Origin of the sequence: Lysinibacillus sp. OL1 (assembly GCF_004332175.1) — a bacterium.
In the GTDB taxonomy this organism is placed as follows: domain Bacteria; phylum Bacillota; class Bacilli; order Bacillales_A; family Planococcaceae; genus Lysinibacillus; species Lysinibacillus capsici.
Map to the genome: position 1 here is coordinate 673,312 of NZ_SJDS01000001.1, position 18,403 is coordinate 691,714.

Consider the following 18,403-nt stretch of genomic DNA (forward strand, 5'->3'; position numbering starts at 1 on the left):
TTTATGGTCGCTTTCATTATTTTACGTTCGGATAAATCATTGTTGCTGGGTCTACATATTCATCGAACTGTTCTTCTGTAAGTAAGCCACTTGCGATGGCTGCTGCCTTTAAGGTCGTGCCTTCTTTGTGGGCCTGTTTTGCGATTTTTGCTGCGTTTTCATAGCCAATATATGGGTTTAATGCTGTTACAAGCATTAATGAATTTTGTAAATTATGATCGAGTACCTCTTTGTTTGGCTCAATGCCTACTGCACAATGGTCGTTAAATGATTTCATTGTATCTGCTAATAGGCGAGTTGATTGCAAGAAGTTGTAAATGATGACTGGTTTAAAGACGTTTAATTCAAAGTTACCTTGAGAAGCGGCGAAGGCAATCGTTGCGTCATTTCCAACTACTTGCGTGACAACCATTGTCATTGCTTCACTTTGGGTAGGGTTTACTTTACCTGGCATAATGGAAGAGCCTGGTTCGTTTTCTGGGATCGTAATTTCCCCAATACCTGAACGAGGGCCACTTGCTAGCCAGCGAACGTCATTGGCAATTTTCATTAAATCAGCTGCTAAAGCCTTTAATGCACCGTGTGCTACAACTGCTTCATCATGACTCGTTAGGGCATGGAATTTATTTGCAGCTGATGTAAATTGTTTGCCTGTTAGCTCACTAATTTCCTCAGCCACACGATCACCAAATTCAGGGTGAGCATTGATTCCTGTACCGACTGCTGTACCACCAATTGCAAGCTCCTTCATATAGTCAATATTTTGGATAATCATATGCTCTGATTTTGAGAGCATGGCTGCCCAACCGCTAATTTCTTGACCTAATGTGAGAGGTGTCGCGTCCTGTAAATGCGTACGACCAATTTTAATAATGTCCTTAAATTGAGCTGCTTTATCTTCCAAGGTTGCTTTTAGTAAACGTAGTCTTGGTAATAAATAATCTTCCACTTTTAAAACAGCCGCAATATGCAATGCTGTTGGGAATGTATCATTTGAGCTTTGTGATTTATTGACATCATCATTTGGATGAATACGGTCAGCTTTACCAGCATCCTCTAATAGTTGATTCGCACGGTGAGCAATGACTTCATTCACATTCATATTGGATTGTGTACCACTACCAGTTTGCCAAACCACAAGAGGAAATTGATCGTCCCATTGACCATTTAAAATTTCATCTGCAGCCTGCACGATGGCATTTGCTTTAATATCAGAAAGTTTGCCTAGTTTATTATTCGCAATCGCCGCACTTTTCTTTAGGATTGTCATAGCTTGCACAAGCTCAATTGGCATTTGTTCTGTACCAATTTGGAAATTTTCTTTACTGCGCTGTGTTTGCGCGCCCCAAATTTTATTAGCAGGTACTTTAATTTCACCCATAGTGTCTTTTTCAATACGATAATCCATGTCAAAACAGCTCCTTTAGTATGTAAAGTTCTCCTCATGTACAGATAAAAACGGATACTCTTAGTCTGATGTAAGAATATCCGTTTGATACATGCTTATTCAAAAAAGAGGGGGATTCTGAATGAAGCAATTTGGAGAAAGAAATAATCTATTGATAATGATAATTGTTATCAATTAAAAAGTCAACGGTTTTGCTTGAAGAAATTTAAAGTGAATGATTCGCAATTATTACCTATTTTATTCCCGAAAATTAAGGGAATAAACCATGTTTAAGTTGATTATCTCTTTTTCTTTCCAAGGTCTTTAAGAGGCTGCTTTTTAGGGATTTTTTCGAATAATATCTTCACATGAAAATTGTTGTCATCAACTTGAAGTACCTCCAACACCTTTGCCTTGCGCCCTTTAATGCGAATATCTTCTTCCACAGTAGGTAGCTTGACAAGCAATTGACTTAAAACGGACGTCTTGTTTTCGTAGTAATGCGTCACAAACATCGCGATTCTCCTTCTGACTTTTGATTGTTACTCAATTTATGAGCGTGGGATAATAGTTAGAACTTTGGAGATGGTGATCAAAGAATGAAGAACTACGAATAGATGCTTAAGATAATTAAAAATTGAAAGGGGTCTGTACAGTTTTTTAAAAATAAAGTATTTTGGTTCACTACATAGAAAATAGATAAAACTATGTGATAAGAGCTAATAAAATAATTGGGTGTAAAACATGTTTGACACCTTATTTGTCTTACATTAATATTATGGTGTAAAAGATCTTTTACAAGCCAGGAGCGGAGTGGTGTTAGAAATGGAAAATAAAATAAGAGTATATCGTGAAAAAAATAGCCTCTCACAAGGTAAATTAGCGGAGTTATGCAATGTGACAAGGCAGACCATTAATGCCATTGAAAATAATAAATATGATCCAAGTTTGGAATTGGCTTTTACTTTGTCCTATATTTTAAGTGCTCCTATAGAAGAATTATTTATTTTTACATATGGAAGGAATGAGAAAAAGTGACGATTACAAAAAAGGTAAGTTTAATCGGTTCTTTAGTTATTATTGTTTCTATTGGTAGTTATGGTGTATATGAATGGATAACGAAAGAAATGATTGATGCAGCGACAATTTTCTTTGTATTCTTAGGAATAGGTCTTTTATTTCAGTCCATTACTTGGGGAGAAATGAACGGAGTAAATGAAGGAAAAAAAGATGAGTTAGAAAAACATATCACACTTATTAGTTCAAAAATTAGTTACTATCTTTTACTGTTATTTATGGTTATTGTTTTAGTGATCTCAGAAAGAGTAACCGCTTTAAATGATATTAAGAATATTCCACTTGTTATTGTCATAGGACTTGCTTGGATTACTATGCCAATTACTGAGTTTGTGGTTTCTAAAAAATATAGTTAAATAAATTGATCTTTGTAAAGAAGGCTGATTTATTTTGATGAAATTTAATTTTAGATCAACTTACCTCGATAGATAGATTAAGAGGTGAGTTGATTTTTTTTTGGATATTTATGTTAAAATAACTATGGAATTTTATGACAGTTTATTGTTATTAGACTACCATGACAAAAAAATTTAGAAAAAGGGGCGAGAAAGAAGAATGACGAATAATATCATCGAACAAGCGAAACGAGGGCTGGAGGGTTTTGCTATTGGAGGTTATCATACTAGCGGAAATTTTAGTAAGTATCGGGAGGAATACTATAAATATTTTGGAGATCCAGATGATGAAACGAGAAAATACGCTATAGCTGCATTTACTTGTATGCTGGGTACTTGGGAAACGGGTTCTCTTCAGATATTTCAGCCCATACAAGAGTGGGAGGAAAATAAAAAATGGAGCTCCAATCCATTAGACCAGAAGCGATTTTATCGTTTTAAAGATTATCTTTATGCACTGTTAGCACATCATGAGCAGATAGAGAAAGAATTCCCCTATATGTATGAAGATATTATTTTATTTTTAATAAAAATAGAATTAAATCAAGGGATCAGATATGAGGAATGGTTTCCAGAGCATAACCCGAATTTGTTTCAGCGATTAAGAGAAGAAATTTTAATACCTAAACAACATTTGGTAGATAAAAGAAGTCATCGGAAATTCTTATTAAAAGAAATAGGTATTGAAGCTTTTTTCGAATCGGATCAATTTAGGTAATGAAAGTAATCCAAAAGTGGATGGAATCGCTCAGAAAGGGCTCCAAGGTGATCATCGGATGAGAGGCTACGTGCTTATTAGAGACAATAATTTAGCAAACCACTGCGAAATAAAATTGCAATGGAAAACACTACTGCCTGTTGCAGGGAAATCATTCACTTAATCAGTTAGTGAGGAGGTCAATGTCCACTTGTTTTATAAAAAAATCAAAAATATGACATGATATTACAGGTGGAAATTGCAACTTTCGACATGTTTTTTATTTATTTCTCGGGAAATATCTCATAGCGATTTGTGAAAATGGTAGGGACTTCGTCAGCTGTTTTAGGCTATTTATGTTTGGCAGGCTCGGGTGGATACATAAAAAGGTAACATTTCAATCAAACAGGTGGGTGGAATACGTTTCAGCTAGGGGGATGTTCGCTATAATAAGAGTGAGGAGGAAATGAAATGTATTTAAAATCATGTAAGGTGTTACAGGATACAATTCCAAATAAACAGGAGTATCCTTTTAATATTCCAAGCTTGCAGGATTTGCATGAGCTGGAGTTCCCAACGAATGTGACGTTCTTTGTTGGGGAAAATGGTTCGGGGAAATCAACATTACTGGAGGCGATTGCTGATCGCTGCGATTTCAATACGGCTGGTGGCGGTCGTCAAAATTTATATGAAGTACATAAGGCGGAATCTTCATTGGGGGAATATATCCGTTTGTCGTGGCTGCCGAAAATATCGAATGGGTTTTTCCTTCGATCAGAAACATTTTATCAATTTGCCAGTCATATTGATTTGATAGAAGATCCAAGGAGATATAACGCTTTTGGTGGGAAATCACTACATCATCAATCTCATGGTGAATCCTTTCTTGCGTTATTTATGAATCGTTTTAAGGGTAAAGCCATTTATTTATTGGATGAGCCTGAGGCGGCATTGTCACCAACGAGGCAGCTGAGCTTGCTGAAAATAATGAAGGACCTTGAGCATGAGGCACAATTTATTATTGCTACACACTCACCCATTTTGCTTGGCTATCCGAATGCAACGATTTATAGTTTTGATCAAGGAGAAATTGAATCCATTCGCTATGAGGATACCATTCACTACATCGTGACCAAACGTTTTTTGGATGCACCACAGTCGATATTAAGAGAGTTATTTGATGAGGAGAGGGAATCATGAATCAACGAAAAGGCTTAATCATGCGAGAAATTCGATTGGATGAAATGGCACAGTCCATTGATTTACTGAATTATGTCTTTCAAATGTCAATGTCCATTCACAAGGATCGTCGCTTTGTGAATGCGAAGAGTAGGCAATTTAATGAAGGGCATGCTATCGGGTGGTTTGATGGTTCACAGCTTGTATCGCAAATTTTAAGTTTGCCTTTTGAGGTGAATGTGCATGGCAAGATTTATGAAATGGGTGGCATCACAGCAGTTGGGACATACCCTGAATATTCAGGGCATGGCTTAATGGAGAGCTTGATCATTGAAAGTCTGCAAAGTATGCGAAATGAAGGACAGTATATATCCTATTTATTTCCATATTCTATTCCTTATTACCGCAAAAAGGGATGGGAAATTATGAGTGATATTGTGGAATTTCAAGTGAAGGATACACAGCTTCCTCATTATGCTGGGCTTAATGGGAAAATTCGCCGTGTTGATCCCAAGCATGAGGATGTGGTGGCTATCTACGCACGCTATGCGCAGAAAACGCATGGGGTAATGGTGCGCAATAGTATTGCCTGGAACGAGAAATTTCAGGAGGATTTCTGGGAGGAGAAATTTATAGATAGTGATGTGAACCTTCAGGCGGCGGTCTACTATGATGAAGAAGATGTGGCACAGGGCTACATGTTCTATCGCATTATGGAGGAAAATTATTACATCGATGAAATCGTCTATTTGCAGGAAGAGGCTCGAAAAGGTTTATGGAATTTCGTCTCGGCTCACAGCTCGATGGTCTACAATGTCTACGGGAAGACAACTGGAAATGAAGCGGTTGCCTTTCTATTGGAGGACAGTGAGATCATTCAAAAGGTATCGCCTTATTTCATGGCAAGAATCGTTGATGTCAAAGAATTTTTACTGCGCTATCCATTTATCGGTCAGAATTTCGAGCTTCAGCTAGCTGTCAGTGATCGCACTGTGGCGTGGAATAATGGTAGCTACATCATCAAAATGAAAGATGGAAACCTTTCTGTTCAGAAGGTAAGTGAGACGTTGAACGCGAATGCTGTGCATTTAACAGTGCAAACACTGGCAACTATGCTATTAGGCTACAAACGTCCAACCTATTTAGAAAGAATTGAACGATTACAGGGATGTGCAGAGGAAATTGCATTGCTCGAGGCGGTTTTACCAGTAGGTATCCCAACATTTATTGATTATTTTTAAGTGGTATGGTAAGAGCCATAACGTTGAAGGTTATGGCTGCCACGCCTCTTTTAACAGCTCGATGCCCAGCTTGATTTCTTCCAACGCTAATTTACTAAAGCCTAATTGCAGCATTGGTTCCTCATTTTTTTGATGGATAAAAAAGGGGCTTGTCGGATAAACCTTCACACCGTAAGTCGCCGCTCGTTGGATCAGCTGCTGCTCGGAAAGCGGAGACTTTATCTTCACTAATACATATAGTCCTGATTGCTCGCCTAACACGGATATTTGCTGACCGAAATGTCGTTGTAGCTCCTGTACAAGGTGCTGCATTTTTTGTTTATAGGTCAAACGCATTCGTTTAATATGGCGTGACCATTCTCCCTGCGCCATAAATTGGGCCATTGTGCGTTGATGGAGGGACGAAGCATTTTGTTCAAAATGAGCAAAACGCTCTTTATAGGGCTGAACAAGTGCATTTGGTAGCACCATATAGCTTAAACGCACACCTGGTAAAAACGATTTGGAGAAGGTGCCGAGATAGATTACCCTTGATGAGTCGATGGAAGCAAGGGCAGGAAATGGCTGTTGCGTATAGCGAAACTCTCCATCATAATCATCCTCTAGAATATAACCATCGACTTGTTGAGCCCATTGTATTAAGGTCTGTCGCTGCTGAATAGACATGGACACACCGTATGGGAAATGATGTGACGGGGTGACATACATTAAGCGTGATTGACAGTTTTGGAGTATGTCAAGTTGAGCTCCTGTTTCCATTACAGGTAGTGGCTCTATTTCGAAGTGATGTAACTGGAAGGCTTCACGTGCACCATCATAGCCAGGGTCTTCCAAAAGAATGCTTGGGAAAGATTCTTTTAGTAAAAAGCCAAGATACAAGAGCATTTGCTGTGTGCTACTACCAATAACGATATTGTCGCTCGTTGTATAAACCCCTCTTGCTTGCAGTAAATACGGCACAAGCTGCTCCTTTAGCACTGATTCTCCAAACAGTTCTCCATATTCGTAACAGGTTGATTCCTGTAATACTTGATTGGCAATTTGGCGCCATGTTTTCATAGGAAAATGTTGCTGATCGACAGCCCCTGCGCGAAAATCTACAAGATAGGATGCAGCCTTCTTTTTTGGCTGTGACATAGGGGGCTGTTCCTGCTCCTTTAGAAAAACCTGCTCTAGTGCATTGACGAAATAGCCTTTTCGTCCCTCCCCACGTATGTATCCTTCTGCTACAAGCTGTTCATAAGCGGTTAATGTAGTATTACGACTGACCTGTAAAGTTTCTGCAAGTTTTCGTATAGAGGGCAGGGAATCATCTGTTTGAAGTGAACCTTGCATAATAAGTGCTTTAATTTGCTGGTACACTTGCTTATATTTTGCCTCTTTTTCTGTTAATAGAAAGATAAAATCGTCCATAAGGCACCACCTTGACATGTTAAAATGTTTGGAACTGTTTCTTTTGAAATGTCAGATTATTTACTACCATCATACTAGAAGGACAATCAAAAGGAAATGGAGATTAAAATATGAAAATTTGTATGGTGACACAGCAAACGATGGGAGACGTAGTCCCATTATTTAATGCCTATCGTGAATTTTATGGACAATCATCTGATTTACAGCAAGCTGAGCAGTTTATACAGGAGCGAGTAATGGGCGCAGAGTCTATTATTTTCCTGGCATATTTGGAGGAGGAGCCAGTTGGATTTGCACAATTGTTTCCAGTCTTTTCATCCGTAGCTATGAAACGAGCGTTTCTCTTAAATGATTTATTTGTGGCGAAACAAGCCAGAAAACAAGGTGTAGCACAGGCGTTGATGGAGCAATGCTTTATCTATTGTCAGCAGGAAGATGCGCGTTACATGATGCTAGAAACTGCCAGAGATAATGTCCAAGCACAGAAGCTCTATGAAAAAATGGACATGACGATTGATGAAACTGTTTATTATTACAGTATTTATTGGTGATTTTTTCGATGTGATGGGTGTTGGTGGAGAACCCGCTCAATACCACTATAAATCTAAGTTTCAGCCCCCACCATTGATTGTGACTATGGTGGGGGCTTTGTGGTTATGCGTGGCTCATCCATCCTGCGAAGAGACCTGAGGAGAAAAAGCAGGTAATGTTTTGAAAGCCCGCTTCACTTAATAGCTGTTGGATTTCTTGATCGGAGAGGAAGGAAATATTCATGATGCCCTTGCCCATGCTATCTACCTTTTCTTTTGTATAGCCGGCCTCTAAAAAGTAGCTTTGCCATATTTTGATGCGATCTTGTAGCTCGTCACTTTCTCGTTCTCCGTAGGCACAAGCGAGGACAAAGGGCTTTCCAGGTTTTAATTGCTTGTGAATATTTTGCAGTAGATGGAGTTTCTCCTGTCGATCTTCAATAAAATGAAGAACGAGGATACAGCTTGCCGCATCGAATTTCGGTGTTGATTGGGGTAAGCGCTCAATTGTTCCTTGTAGTAGCTGAACGCGACTTTCAATATCCAGTTGCACGGCTTTATGTTGTGCGATTTGGAGCATTTCCTCAGATGGATCAACCCCAGTGAACATCCATTTAGGGTTTGTTGGTCCCCATGCAGAAAGCTCGTTGCCCCCACCAGCTCCTACAACAAGCAGGGATGCTTCTTGTTCTCCTAAATGCATCCGGAAATAGGCTTGTGTCACGGCAAATAATGTGTCATAGGCAGGCACTGAAATTCTTGTGCTGTGCTCATATGTTCGTGCCTTTTCTAATAAATGTGTAGATAATGTACGCATTGTGATAGCCTCCAGTGTTTTATCGTCTCTATTACAGACCTTTAATATCTGTAATAGAGTATAAATGAAAATAACTGAAAAGACAAAGGAGAAGCCCTTTGACATCGTTTTTTTATTGTAAAACATTTAATAATTAACAATAAAGATAAATAATTTAATGTTTATCGTTAAATAACTATTGAAAAAAATGGCACTTTCTTCTATGCTTGTAGTAAACAGGAGGGGAAATAAGATGATGAATAGTTTAATCAGTGCCATTTTGCAAGTGATGTTATTTTCAGTGATTCCGTTTATTTGGTGGCTTTGTACAGCGAGAAAAAAACAGCCCTTTTTAACGTGGATAGGATTGCAAAAGCCTATTATTGTGCACAAGGGAAGGTATGCTATGTACATTGTACTTTCTACTTTCACGATGTTAATACCGAGCTTTGCGCTAGTCTTTTTCTATATTGATCGCTCCTTGCTAGCGGCGAATCAATTCGCGGGACTTGGAGCTGCTGCCGTCATTCCAGCACTTTTCTACGCTATTATTCAAACAGGTTTATCAGAGGAGCTATTATTTCGCGGCTTTTTATTAAAGAGATTGATGAAGATTTTTGATTTTCAAGTAGCAAATCTCTTGCAAAGTATTGTTTTTGGCTGTGTTCATGGGGCCATGCTATGGTCGGTGCTTCCGCTTCATGTAATCTTATTAGTTGTGCTTACTACAGCGCTTGCTGGCTATGTGATGGGCTGGGTGAACGAACGAATTGCTGGAGGTTCCATTGTCACTAGCTGGAGTATCCATAGTATTGTAAATTTCATAGCGGCGTGCTTGTATATGTTTAAATTTTGACTTATTTGCATTTCTTTGCTGTCACTTGCATAATAGGGCAGAGAAGATTTTTTCGTGAAGGGACGTGCAAGCATGACAGAGTGGCCTAAGGGAGTAGCAAAACCAGCAATTCGCGCATTACATGCAGCGGGCTATACAGAATTGAAGCAGCTAGAAAGAGTTAAGCTTTCTACATTAGCTCATCTTCATGGAATGGGTCCAAAAGCTTTAGCAGCGATTGAGGCGGCACTAAAAGAAAGTAGGGAACTTCGTGAATAAGCTGACATTGTTTTTACTGGCGATGGTTGTCTATTATATCCTCGTTGTAGTCGTTATTAGCAAGCTGTTTATTATTCCTATTATGAAAGTGATGGCTCTTATCTTTTTTATAGGGGCAGGCTATATCTTTTCTCGTAAAATGCGTAGGAAATTACAGTAGGAGGTAATATGAAAATTGTTAAATTAACATTCTTTTATTTAGCTATTATTTTATTGGCATTGACGCTGTCCTTAGCGGGTGTTCGTCTATCCATCTCTCTTGGGATATTTGCATTAATTGCGGTAGGGATGATTTATCGCCATATACATATTTTATATCGCACAAACAATATGGAGCAGGTGGATAAATGGGTTAAAAATCACCGAAAAGAGCCTATATTTGCTGCTCTCTATGCATCAGCTTACGGGACAAAAGAGGAACAGATTCAGGCAATCGATGTCATCATCCATCATTATAAGCAGCCAGCCATTAAGTACAATTACCTCTTTATTAAGGCCATTATGGAGGAAAATCTTGGTGCTGCTAAAGTAGCCGCAAGACAAATTGATAAGGAGCCTTTAACTAGCTATGCACTATGCTATATTGCTGCGCTGGAAGGTCGAGCGGCCGATATGAGAAGTGATAAATTAACACAGCCGTGGATGCAACCTGCAATTGAAGCGGTCTATGCCTGTACAATAAAGGATCAGGCTAATTTCCGCCAATTCGCGGATGCCAGCATTCAACAAGCACGTGGCATACAGAAATACGGTTTAATACATAATTTTAAGCAAATGGAAGATGAATTGGTAAAGGCATAATGGAAGGGCTACTTGATAACAGTATCAGGTAGCCTGATTTTGTGTCAGAAATCAAAAATTAATACAATGAGGTGAAAATGTTTGTCTAAAATGGATCATATGATGCAGATTTTATGGATGTTGAATTCAGGTAGGAAAATTACCGCGAAAGAAATCGCTGAAAAATTAGAGATTAATATCAGATCCGTTTACCGCTATATTAACTCACTTTCTGCCAGTGGTGTGCCGATTATAGCTGAAACAGGTCATCATGGAGGATATACCCTGTTGAATAATTTTATTAAAAGTCCTCTTATTTTTGATGTTGATGAGAAAGCGGCATTACTTCATGCTTCTATTTTTGCAAAAGAAGCTGGCTATTTTTTAGATAAGGCATTAAACAGTGCAACAGCAAAGCTTACAATGTATTCAAATCAAGAGCAAGAAAAAATGATTCAACAGCATTTACAAGGTTTCGAGATAATCGGTCCTGATGAATCCTCCTTGGAGCCACTGTTAAAAAAATTAGAAGAGAGTATAGTAAAGAGAACATCTATAGAGATGGAATACCATACTAATAATGAAGAGCAATCTAAGTCTAGGGTGGTTAATCCATATGGTTTGGTTTATTGGAAACAAAACTGGTATGTCGTTGCATTTTGTCATGTAAGAAATGAAATCCGTACTTTTAAAGTAGGCCGAATTAGTAGTCTACATCAAACAGGCATTCCTTTCCAACGACCACAATCTTTCTCTGCCAGCGATTTTTTTATGAAAAGCCTTTTTCCTCAAGCCGAACATAAACAGAACCTTGTGCACTTCATCATTTGTGGAAAGACAAGTGCTGTGGATGCGATCAGTCAGCATTGGTTTTTAAAGTATCACCTCCAAGAACGCACCAATAAGAACGCTATATTTTTAGTAGATGAGGAAGCATTACATACCTATGTCTATGTACCCTATTTACTTTTTCCCTATGGAAAATCAATCCAAGTAGTAGAACCCATAAGTCTAAAGCAAAAGATAATTGACGTTCTATATGAGCTCATCCATTTTTATGAAAATGAAAACTTTACTGACGGAGAATGTCAGTAAAGTTTTTTTATACTAAGCATAGTTTCAATAAAAGGAGTGTTTATTATGCAGACAAGAAAAGTGTATCTTTATGTATTTGATACGATGGCAGATTGGGAGATAGGGTATTTAATGGCCGAATTAAATACAGGTAGATATTTTAAAAAGGAATTAGTGCCTTTAGAGGTGATGACAGTAGGGATTGATAGAAGTCCTGTTACGACGATGGGTGGCATCACCATACTTCCAACGATGGCCGTTGCTGAATGTCACTTGAATAGCATGGATGTCTTGATTCTTCCAGGAGGCAATACATGGCTAGAATCTATTCATGAGCCTGTATTGAATAAAGTTTCAAAAGCGTTGAATGAAGATGTTTTCGTAGCTGCAATTTGTGGTGCAACGTTTGGTCTTGCAAAGGTTGGTTTGCTTGATACAAGACAACATACGAGCAACGATCTCGAATACTTGAAGATGCTTTGTCCACATTATATTGGGGATGAACATTTTAAACAGAAGCCAGCCGTAACTGAAAGGAATTTAGTAACGGCATCTGGCATTGCACCGTTGGATTTTGCCTACCATGTTTTGAGGCTGCTAGATGTTTTTACACCTGAAACATTACATGCTTGGTATAAGCTTTATGAGACGCAGGAGAAAAAGTATTTTTATGAATTAATGACATCCATTGAATAATAATTAGTCTAAGAAGAGCATGTTCATTGTTAAAACATGCTCTCTTTTTTTACATTAACTTTTTTTAGCCAACAAAATGCCTCGCACAATCCCTATCATGAAGATGCCAAATAACAGCAGTAAAAATAAGTAAGCATGCCATTGTTGTAAAATACGTTCACGACCTAGAGCTACCGTCAGGTCATTGAATAGGGAGTAGGTAAAATACAATAGAATACTATTTTTGATGAGACAAAACGTAAGGATGCCATTTTGTCGCTGTTTATGGGAGAGAGGTGCTTTATTTTTACGCATCACAGGATAAGCTGCCTTTATCTCTAAATAGTGTAAAAGTAGAAAGAGCATAAGAGCGACAAAGGGTAAATAAAAAATAGCAATTTTCGGACCGAATTGGGCATGTTCACTCGTGAAGCTTTGCAAGACAGGAATCATGGCAGGGAGCTTGCCGTATTGAATGAGTGTCGCTGTAATGCCAGCTAGAAAAATAGTCGCCACAATAACCGTTAACTGGTGACAAAAGCGTGGTGTAGGTGTTTTTTGTTGTATATGCATCCTTGCTCCTCATTTCCATCATCATTGATAATAACAATCTGTTATACTGTATCATAGAATGATTGCTTTTTGTGTTAGGGAAAGAAGGATATTATGGAATACTTGTTGTTTTTACTTATTGGCATCATTGGGAATGTCATTGGTACGTTAGTTGGGGGTGGTGGCTTAATTACCTTGCCAACGATGATGCTAATGGGTGTACCCGTCCATTCGGCTATTGGCGCAAATAAAGTGTCCAATATGGTGAGTGCTTTTTCAAGCTTTTATACAATTTATCAACGTAAGGAATTAGCATGGAACGAAATGCGTTCGGTGTTACTTGTCTCTTTAATCGGAGGTACATTGGGGGGACTTTTCGCTTCATTCATGAGTAGTCAATCATTAACGTTCATTGCTATTATTTTACTTGGCTTTGCGCTTGTTATGTCCTTTATGGGTGGAGCTGATTTTGGCGACAAGGAACGTTTTACGATGAATCGAAAAAACGGTCCTATCCTTCTTGGAGTTGGCTTTTATGACGGTATGTTTGGTCCGGGCAGTAGTACATTGGCGCTTTATACATATGCACATGAGAAGATTTCCTATATTAAAGCCGTGGGGCTATCACGGGTAGGGGTATTTGCCATGTGCTCAGGAGCAGCGATTACCTATATTGCTACAGGGAAAATCGAATGGCCGTTAACGCTTATTTTAATGATTGGCTCGACGATTGGTGCACAAATTGGGCTTGTGCTAGCCAGAAAAGTGGAAGCACATCAGGTAAAGCTTTTACTGCGTATTGTAACGATTGTGCTGATTATACAGCTTGTTTATGATTTCATCCATCAGCTTTAGGAGGTGATTGTCCTGTTTGAAATTTCACCCTATCCAACCTTTTCGTGGTCGTTATCGCGTCATAAAACATTGACAAGCTGCGCCCGCAAATACGGCTATGAATATTACTTTTCACATAACGGGTGGCTCAGTTACAATGTGGAGCCATATCATCAACAGGTGTATCGCTTAAAAAAGCTGCAATCGATGCCTATTTTATTTGGGCAAATTGTCCATCGATACATTGAGCAGGCCATTAATGATTATTTACAAACAGGAAAAGCTCCAACTGTAGAGGAGCTAATTCAATTGGGGCGCGGGCAGCTGAATGCAGCCTTTATTGACTCCACTCGTCGTCTTGAATTTTGGAGGCAAAAACCAAATAAGTATTATATGATGCAGGAAATCTATTATCATGGCACCCTTTCTCCTGAGCTTGTGCAAGACTATAAAGAACGTTTACGACTAGTTTTTAATCATTTTTTAATGAGTGAAACATTCCAGCAAATCACCTCACAAAAAGGCTCTCTCCGTATCGGAGAACCAGAGCAATTCCGCTCCATGAAAATAGACGATGTCCAGGTATTCGTTGTTATGGACTTTCATTATTATGATGAACTGAGGGATAAATGGATTATTGTTGACTGGAAGACCGGTAGAGAATCTGATGATGACCGTCAGCAATTAGCCCTCTACGCGTACTATGTTCAGCAAAAATACCGTGTGTCTCTAGCGCAAATCGAGGTCTATAATGAATATTTATTAACAGGCAAGCGCAAGAAATATAGTTTTACAGACATCGATATGGAGAACATTTTGTATACGTTTCAGCGCAGTGTTTTAGAAATGAAAAAGTATCAGGCTGATATTTTTTCCAACGAGCCCGTGGACATCGAGGACTTTGAACAAACACAAGAAAAATGGCATTGTCGTGGCTGTAATTTTAGGGAGTTATGTGCGCAGAAATATGATGAAAAATTGAGCAAGTGACCAAAAAGTCATCGAAATGGTCGCTTGCTTCATTTTTATCCTTTTTGGTTAAATGACTATATGTGTTGATTGTCATTTTTATATCAGAGTGACCGAGTTGCTCCTGTATGATCTTAAAATTTACATACCGACTGACCATAAATGAGGCATATGAATGTCGTAAAGCGTGAAAATTCAACTTTGGTAAACTATACTTTTCAATAATTCTTCTCCAAGCAAGATTTATAGCAGCAGGTTTTGATGGATTACCATCTGATTTTTTGTAAAGTTTAAGTTTAAGGGAGTTCCATCATCATCTTTTATCAGATTCCAAGCATCACTCTTTTCATTTTTTAGTTCCTAATAGCCATCAACAAATAACTTTAGTTCACGCATCAAACTCTTTGGGACGTTAACTAATCGAGGCTTTTTGTTTTTTGGGGGTAAAATTTTTAGTTTTCTAACTTCAATATCAAATTGAAGGGTTTTGTCTACATAGATAGTATTATTTTCAAAATCAAAAGATTCCACACATAATCCTGCTATTTCTGCTAGTCGTAGTCCAACCATTGCTGCCAACTTAATCTGGAGCTTGAGTTTAGGATTTACGTTTTCTAATACTCTGAAAAGATGTTTTAACTGTTCTTCGTTGTAAAATTCTAAGTCCTTCTTTTTAGGTTCCAAACGAGAAGATTTAATGTTTGTCCATAGGATTATCTTTAATTAATTTCCATTCAATCCCTTTAGAGAAGATGCTTTTTAAAACAGTATATTGTCCTTTTGCTTCACTAGGACATCTTTCTCTCCATCTTTTTAGACATTCTACTAGATATAGGGTTTAGATGTTAGAATGTTTATAGTCACCTAAATCCTCTATAATACATTGATCAATAAAATTTGCAAATTTAATATTTTCAACTTTTCATCTTCTTTATTTAATACTTCGATTTCAAAATCTGTAATAGCTTCCTTTATTGCATATTGCACGATCAGACATGGATTTCGTACGTATGGTTTTAGTATATCTAAGTCGTTTACCAGTGTCTTCATCATACCCATGTTCAACAGTAACTTTTATTCGAGGTTCTCCTTTCTTGGTAGGTGGTAAAACTACATATAAATCCTACTTACTCTTGTACCCTTCAAGAGCTTCATCTAAAAAGTCTTCAGTTACGTTAAGAAAATCAGCTAGCTCATAACGATTCACTATTTGTAATTTATGAGCTTGTATTATTTTTGAAAAGGAAACAAGTATCATGTATCCCAATCCACGTGCTCTCAACTCTTGTGGAAACTCTGTTCCGCCACCATTTGCCGAAGCATTTGTATGAGCAAATTTACCTGAGATGTGTGCAACTAGCAGTAGATACGCAATGAATATTTGATAAATTTTGTAGAGAAGGGAGAATGGAAATGAACAACATAGTTATCCACGAATTAAGGAGGAAGTTGCAGCTATTTTAAAACAATCACCAGCAGAGCCCACATTTGAAGATACAGTTATAGAAGGAAAAGAAAGACGTTATACAATAATTAATGAGCTTGATGTTGAAAAGTATTTAAACATTGGAGAGCGACAAGAACTAGCGATTGTGTTAGTTAGGATCTCCAAAACATTAAGAATGGGATAAACCGTTGGGAAAGAGTTGCAGATTTTCCTTAGAGTTAATGAACAATATGCTATTTCTTTTCATATTTTTTACTATCCCATGCCCAATTTAAAAAAGCATAAACAATTACTGCCCATAAAGAAAAGAAGAGATTATTAAGAAAATCCCAATTACCTTTTTTGAAATAATCCGAAACAGATAAAAGTAAAAAAAGTATAACGAAGTAAACAATATTCAAGTATTTTCTGATAAATGTCATTAGAATCACCTTAATATGTATTTTGTGTAAATTATAACATAAAAAGTCTTAGTGATTTGTGACTTAATGCTTCTAGCCAATGATGACTACTACCAAAACCTAAAACGCATCATCAAGACTGTGGAAGACCTATACAACGAGTTAGGTGAGGATATGCATACCATTGTAGATATGCGTTACTGGATACAGATGACTGTTATGAATGCGAGGACATAGCCGATAAGCTTATATTTCACGTCATAAGGTATTGTGTAAACGTAACATTTTAATAGATAAAACAGCAGAAAGTATTGGTTGGGTTTAAAATTTATTTCATTTCATTTGTATTTTTTAACACTACTAAAGTCATGTTTTATTATAAATTAAATATTATTATAGTAGAATCTTGATTTGAAAAAATAGATGATTCAATATAAGAACCTTCATCATTAAAGAATGGAGGTTCTTTGGCAATGAATTGGTGATTTAACACTTTATAAATTGTAACTATTTGTCATTTAATAAAAGGTAATTAAATACTATTTAAGTTTATTTTGTAAAATTATACAATTGCGGTGTACCCAGAAAAATAAAGGAGTGGAAAAATGAAGAAATTTAGCGGATTATTGATAGTTTTATTTATGACTATATTAGTAATTCCTGTAACAGCAAAAGCTAACGATGATATTTTATCGGAGTTAGTAAAAAAAGAGGCACAAGATTACTGTGGTGTTTACACTCTAAGTCCAATGGACGGTTTTGAACCTATAGAAGTGCCTGAAGGCGAAATTCCAACTGATGAAATAAACTTTGCTGAAGAGAACGAGGCAATGAAAGCAGCGTCACCGATGAAAGATCAGGTGGCAACATCATCCTCTGGTTCAAAGATTGTAATGCCAGCAGCTAAAACTAGAAATTACGGTTATTGTCATATTTATGAGTATCATATGAAGTTTTCTAAGGGGAAAATAAAATATGAAACTCAAGTAAACAATGAATGGAAATCACAATTCAAATATGCTTATTATCCAGCAAAATCTATGGATATCGCAATGGAAGTAATAAATGGAACAGACGAACTGTTAAAAGATCCTACAGTTAAAGATCGTTATACAAAAGAATTTATTTCGTTTAAAGAAGGACAAAGAGTTAGGGTTGCAATTCAAAAAGGGAGTTCATGGTCAGGGTCATATTCAAAGTATGATTGGATTATTGTATCAATGTTCCCTGTATTCTAAATGTGTGTTATAATCTATATTATGGAAGAAAGTGACTATGGTATGGAAAATAATAAAATTATACAAAATGTGAAACAAACTATTTCTGGGATTGAAATTGGGTATTTTACCACTGCCAAAAACTATATTTATGATGAGTATTTTAAATATTTTAATGATGATGATAAAGAAACTAAAAAATATGCATTATTAATTTTTACATGCATGTTAGGCAACTGGTTTAATAAGTCTACTTTTGTCTTTAAACCTGAAAAGGAACGTTTAAAATACAACAATGAAAAAGGAACAAAATTTTTTAATTTTGAGGATTATATAACTTCATTGTTAGATAACTATCAAAATATTAAACAAGAATTTCCTTATATGTTTGAGATTATTGTTGTGTATTTAATTTTGATAGAAAAGGATAAACATATGATTTATGAAGAATGGTTTCCAGAAATTAATCCGGAAATATTTCAAGAACTTAGGGAGAAAATTTTAATTCCCAACAAAAATCTGGTCGATGATTGTCATCCAATAAAATATTTATTTAGAGAAGTTGGAATTAAACCTTTTTTCAAAGGTGATTTTTTTGATGAATAAATACTAAAACCACATTTCA

General features: G+C 37.0%; 23 protein-coding genes and 1 pseudogene. 16 read left to right on the plus strand and 8 right to left on the minus strand.

The genetic code is table 11. From position 1 onward, the window contains the following. Positions 1 to 16 precede the first annotated feature (16 nt). Together fumC and EW028_RS03385 are read right to left on the minus strand one after the other, a co-directional pair. On the minus strand, positions 17 to 1,408 hold the full coding sequence (gene fumC, locus EW028_RS03380) for a class II fumarate hydratase (protein WP_131519885.1): 1,392 nt from the start codon (positions 1,406 to 1,408) through the stop codon (positions 17 to 19). A gap of 278 nt (positions 1,409 to 1,686) precedes the next feature. After that, complete coding sequence (locus EW028_RS03385) at positions 1,687 to 1,902, minus strand: hypothetical protein (protein WP_054550939.1); 216 nt, start codon at positions 1,900 to 1,902, stop codon at positions 1,687 to 1,689. 310 nt (positions 1,903 to 2,212) lie between these two features. Between EW028_RS03385 and EW028_RS03390 the strand changes: the two genes are divergently transcribed. From EW028_RS03390 to EW028_RS03410, 5 genes are all read left to right on the plus strand, one after another. Next, on the plus strand, positions 2,213 to 2,425 hold the full coding sequence (locus tag EW028_RS03390) for a helix-turn-helix transcriptional regulator (protein WP_039884758.1): 213 nt from the start codon (positions 2,213 to 2,215) through the stop codon (positions 2,423 to 2,425). Continuing rightward, positions 2,422 to 2,820: a hypothetical protein gene (locus tag EW028_RS03395; protein ID WP_131519886.1), complete on the plus strand. Its 399-nt coding sequence runs from the start codon at positions 2,422 to 2,424 to the stop codon at positions 2,818 to 2,820. The genes EW028_RS03390 and EW028_RS03395 overlap by 4 nt, the downstream gene beginning before the upstream one ends. A 199-nt stretch (positions 2,821 to 3,019) precedes the next feature. After that, positions 3,020 to 3,577, plus strand: coding sequence for a hypothetical protein (locus EW028_RS03400; protein WP_131519887.1), 558 nt, complete (start codon positions 3,020 to 3,022; stop codon positions 3,575 to 3,577). Between the two features lie 450 nt (positions 3,578 to 4,027). Beyond that, positions 4,028 to 4,756 (plus strand): AAA family ATPase, encoded by a 729-nt coding sequence (locus tag EW028_RS03405; protein ID WP_036081249.1) that lies wholly within the window; start codon positions 4,028 to 4,030, stop codon positions 4,754 to 4,756. Continuing rightward, positions 4,753 to 5,976 carry a GNAT family N-acetyltransferase gene (locus EW028_RS03410; RefSeq protein WP_131519888.1) on the plus strand — a complete coding sequence of 408 codons (1,224 nt, stop codon included), beginning with the start codon at positions 4,753 to 4,755 and terminating at the stop codon, positions 5,974 to 5,976. The genes EW028_RS03405 and EW028_RS03410 overlap by 4 nt, the downstream gene beginning before the upstream one ends. 30 nt (positions 5,977 to 6,006) lie before the next feature. On the opposite strand, the gene pdxR is transcribed toward EW028_RS03410, so the two are convergent. After that, the gene (gene pdxR, locus EW028_RS03415; RefSeq protein ID WP_131519889.1) at positions 6,007 to 7,389 is read right to left on the minus strand and encodes a MocR-like pyridoxine biosynthesis transcription factor PdxR; all 1,383 of its coding nucleotides are present in this window, start codon (positions 7,387 to 7,389) and stop codon (positions 6,007 to 6,009) included. Between the two features lie 110 nt (positions 7,390 to 7,499). On the opposite strand from pdxR, the gene EW028_RS03420 reads away from it, so the two are divergent. Then, positions 7,500 to 7,940 (plus strand): GNAT family N-acetyltransferase, encoded by a 441-nt coding sequence (locus EW028_RS03420; RefSeq protein WP_131519890.1) that lies wholly within the window; start codon positions 7,500 to 7,502, stop codon positions 7,938 to 7,940. A 103-nt stretch (positions 7,941 to 8,043) separates the two neighbouring features. Here EW028_RS03420 and EW028_RS03425 read toward each other — a convergent pair whose 3' ends face one another. After that, positions 8,044 to 8,736, minus strand: coding sequence for a class I SAM-dependent methyltransferase (locus tag EW028_RS03425; RefSeq protein ID WP_131519891.1), 693 nt, complete (start codon positions 8,734 to 8,736; stop codon positions 8,044 to 8,046). 232 nt (positions 8,737 to 8,968) lie between these two features. Here EW028_RS03425 and EW028_RS03430 point away from each other — a divergent pair, with 232 nt between their 5' ends. From EW028_RS03430 to EW028_RS03450, 6 genes are all read left to right on the plus strand, one after another. Beyond that, positions 8,969 to 9,571, plus strand: coding sequence for a CPBP family intramembrane glutamic endopeptidase (locus EW028_RS03430; RefSeq protein ID WP_004228915.1), 603 nt, complete (start codon positions 8,969 to 8,971; stop codon positions 9,569 to 9,571). A gap of 72 nt (positions 9,572 to 9,643) precedes the next feature. Next, positions 9,644 to 9,829, plus strand: coding sequence for a helix-hairpin-helix domain-containing protein (locus EW028_RS03435; RefSeq protein ID WP_054550968.1), 186 nt, complete (start codon positions 9,644 to 9,646; stop codon positions 9,827 to 9,829). Beyond that, positions 9,822 to 9,989, plus strand: a complete 168-nt coding sequence (locus EW028_RS25075) for a hypothetical protein (protein ID WP_016993359.1) — start codon at positions 9,822 to 9,824, stop codon at positions 9,987 to 9,989. The genes EW028_RS03435 and EW028_RS25075 overlap by 8 nt, the downstream gene beginning before the upstream one ends. A gap of 8 nt (positions 9,990 to 9,997) precedes the next feature. Next, a complete protein-coding gene (locus EW028_RS03440; protein ID WP_131519892.1) occupies positions 9,998 to 10,630 on the plus strand; it encodes a hypothetical protein in 633 nt (210 codons plus the stop codon). Between the two features lie 81 nt (positions 10,631 to 10,711). Beyond that, entirely contained in the window at positions 10,712 to 11,704 is a 993-nt protein-coding gene (locus EW028_RS03445; protein WP_131519893.1) for a helix-turn-helix transcriptional regulator, read from the plus strand. 45 nt (positions 11,705 to 11,749) lie between these two features. Next, positions 11,750 to 12,379: a type 1 glutamine amidotransferase family protein gene (locus EW028_RS03450; RefSeq protein WP_131519894.1), complete on the plus strand. Its 630-nt coding sequence runs from the start codon at positions 11,750 to 11,752 to the stop codon at positions 12,377 to 12,379. A gap of 54 nt (positions 12,380 to 12,433) precedes the next feature. Here the strand turns inward: EW028_RS03450 and EW028_RS03455 are convergent, their stop codons facing one another. After that, entirely contained in the window at positions 12,434 to 12,931 is a 498-nt protein-coding gene (locus EW028_RS03455) for a hypothetical protein (protein WP_066037492.1), read from the minus strand. 93 nt (positions 12,932 to 13,024) lie between these two features. Here EW028_RS03455 and EW028_RS03460 point away from each other — a divergent pair, with 93 nt between their 5' ends. Beyond that, positions 13,025 to 13,765 carry a sulfite exporter TauE/SafE family protein gene (locus EW028_RS03460; protein ID WP_131519895.1) on the plus strand — a complete coding sequence of 247 codons (741 nt, stop codon included), beginning with the start codon at positions 13,025 to 13,027 and terminating at the stop codon, positions 13,763 to 13,765. 12 nt (positions 13,766 to 13,777) lie between these two features. After that, complete coding sequence (locus EW028_RS03465; RefSeq protein WP_131520019.1) at positions 13,778 to 14,734, plus strand: PD-(D/E)XK nuclease family protein; 957 nt, start codon at positions 13,778 to 13,780, stop codon at positions 14,732 to 14,734. Here EW028_RS03465 and EW028_RS26030 read toward each other — a convergent pair. From EW028_RS26030 to EW028_RS25080, 3 genes and pseudogenes are all read right to left on the minus strand, one after another. Next, positions 14,688 to 14,975 (minus strand): annotated as a pseudogene (locus EW028_RS26030) (tyrosine-type recombinase/integrase); the annotation flags it as partial. The gene EW028_RS03465 and the pseudogene EW028_RS26030 overlap by 47 nt on opposite strands. 98 nt (positions 14,976 to 15,073) lie before the next feature. Then, positions 15,074 to 15,397 (minus strand): site-specific integrase, encoded by a 324-nt coding sequence (locus EW028_RS25785; protein WP_066037494.1) that lies wholly within the window; start codon positions 15,395 to 15,397, stop codon positions 15,074 to 15,076. 189 nt (positions 15,398 to 15,586) lie between these two features. After that, positions 15,587 to 15,772 (minus strand): hypothetical protein, encoded by a 186-nt coding sequence (locus EW028_RS25080; RefSeq protein ID WP_066037495.1) that lies wholly within the window; start codon positions 15,770 to 15,772, stop codon positions 15,587 to 15,589. Between the two features lie 1,394 nt (positions 15,773 to 17,166). Between EW028_RS25080 and EW028_RS03485 the strand changes: the two genes are divergently transcribed. Both EW028_RS03485 and EW028_RS03490 read left to right on the plus strand, forming a co-directional pair. Beyond that, positions 17,167 to 17,799 carry a hypothetical protein gene (locus EW028_RS03485; protein WP_066037497.1) on the plus strand — a complete coding sequence of 211 codons (633 nt, stop codon included), beginning with the start codon at positions 17,167 to 17,169 and terminating at the stop codon, positions 17,797 to 17,799. Positions 17,800 to 17,841: 42 nt separating this feature from the next. After that, positions 17,842 to 18,384 (plus strand): hypothetical protein, encoded by a 543-nt coding sequence (locus EW028_RS03490; RefSeq protein ID WP_225340902.1) that lies wholly within the window; start codon positions 17,842 to 17,844, stop codon positions 18,382 to 18,384. Positions 18,385 to 18,403 lie beyond the last annotated feature (19 nt).

Bases quoted from the DNA above. Each gene is read 5' to 3' on its own strand.
- EW028_RS03420 (WP_131519890.1), top strand. From the start codon at position 7,500: ATGAAAATTTGTATGGTGACACAGCAAACGATGGGAGACGTAGTCCCA.
- EW028_RS03435 (WP_054550968.1), top strand. From the start codon at position 9,644: ATGACAGAGTGGCCTAAGGGAGTAGCAAAACCAGCAATTCGCGCATTA.
- EW028_RS03400 (WP_131519887.1), top strand. From the start codon at position 3,020: ATGACGAATAATATCATCGAACAAGCGAAACGAGGGCTGGAGGGTTTT.
- EW028_RS25080 (WP_066037495.1), bottom strand. From the start codon at position 15,772: ATGGGTATGATGAAGACACTGGTAAACGACTTAGATATACTAAAACCA.
- EW028_RS03425 (WP_131519891.1), bottom strand. From the start codon at position 8,736: ATGCGTACATTATCTACACATTTATTAGAAAAGGCACGAACATATGAG.
- EW028_RS03490 (WP_225340902.1), top strand. From the start codon at position 17,842: ATGGAAAATAATAAAATTATACAAAATGTGAAACAAACTATTTCTGGG.
- EW028_RS03450 (WP_131519894.1), top strand. From the start codon at position 11,750: ATGCAGACAAGAAAAGTGTATCTTTATGTATTTGATACGATGGCAGAT.
- EW028_RS03485 (WP_066037497.1), top strand. From the start codon at position 17,167: ATGAAGAAATTTAGCGGATTATTGATAGTTTTATTTATGACTATATTA.
- fumC (WP_131519885.1), bottom strand. From the start codon at position 1,408: ATGGATTATCGTATTGAAAAAGACACTATGGGTGAAATTAAAGTACCT.
- EW028_RS03385 (WP_054550939.1), bottom strand. From the start codon at position 1,902: ATGTTTGTGACGCATTACTACGAAAACAAGACGTCCGTTTTAAGTCAA.
- EW028_RS03430 (WP_004228915.1), top strand. From the start codon at position 8,969: ATGATGAATAGTTTAATCAGTGCCATTTTGCAAGTGATGTTATTTTCA.
- EW028_RS03410 (WP_131519888.1), top strand. From the start codon at position 4,753: ATGAATCAACGAAAAGGCTTAATCATGCGAGAAATTCGATTGGATGAA.
- pdxR (WP_131519889.1), bottom strand. From the start codon at position 7,389: ATGGACGATTTTATCTTTCTATTAACAGAAAAAGAGGCAAAATATAAG.
- EW028_RS03390 (WP_039884758.1), top strand. From the start codon at position 2,213: ATGGAAAATAAAATAAGAGTATATCGTGAAAAAAATAGCCTCTCACAA.
- EW028_RS03455 (WP_066037492.1), bottom strand. From the start codon at position 12,931: ATGCATATACAACAAAAAACACCTACACCACGCTTTTGTCACCAGTTA.
- EW028_RS03405 (WP_036081249.1), top strand. From the start codon at position 4,028: ATGTATTTAAAATCATGTAAGGTGTTACAGGATACAATTCCAAATAAA.
- EW028_RS03440 (WP_131519892.1), top strand. From the start codon at position 9,998: ATGAAAATTGTTAAATTAACATTCTTTTATTTAGCTATTATTTTATTG.
- EW028_RS03460 (WP_131519895.1), top strand. From the start codon at position 13,025: ATGGAATACTTGTTGTTTTTACTTATTGGCATCATTGGGAATGTCATT.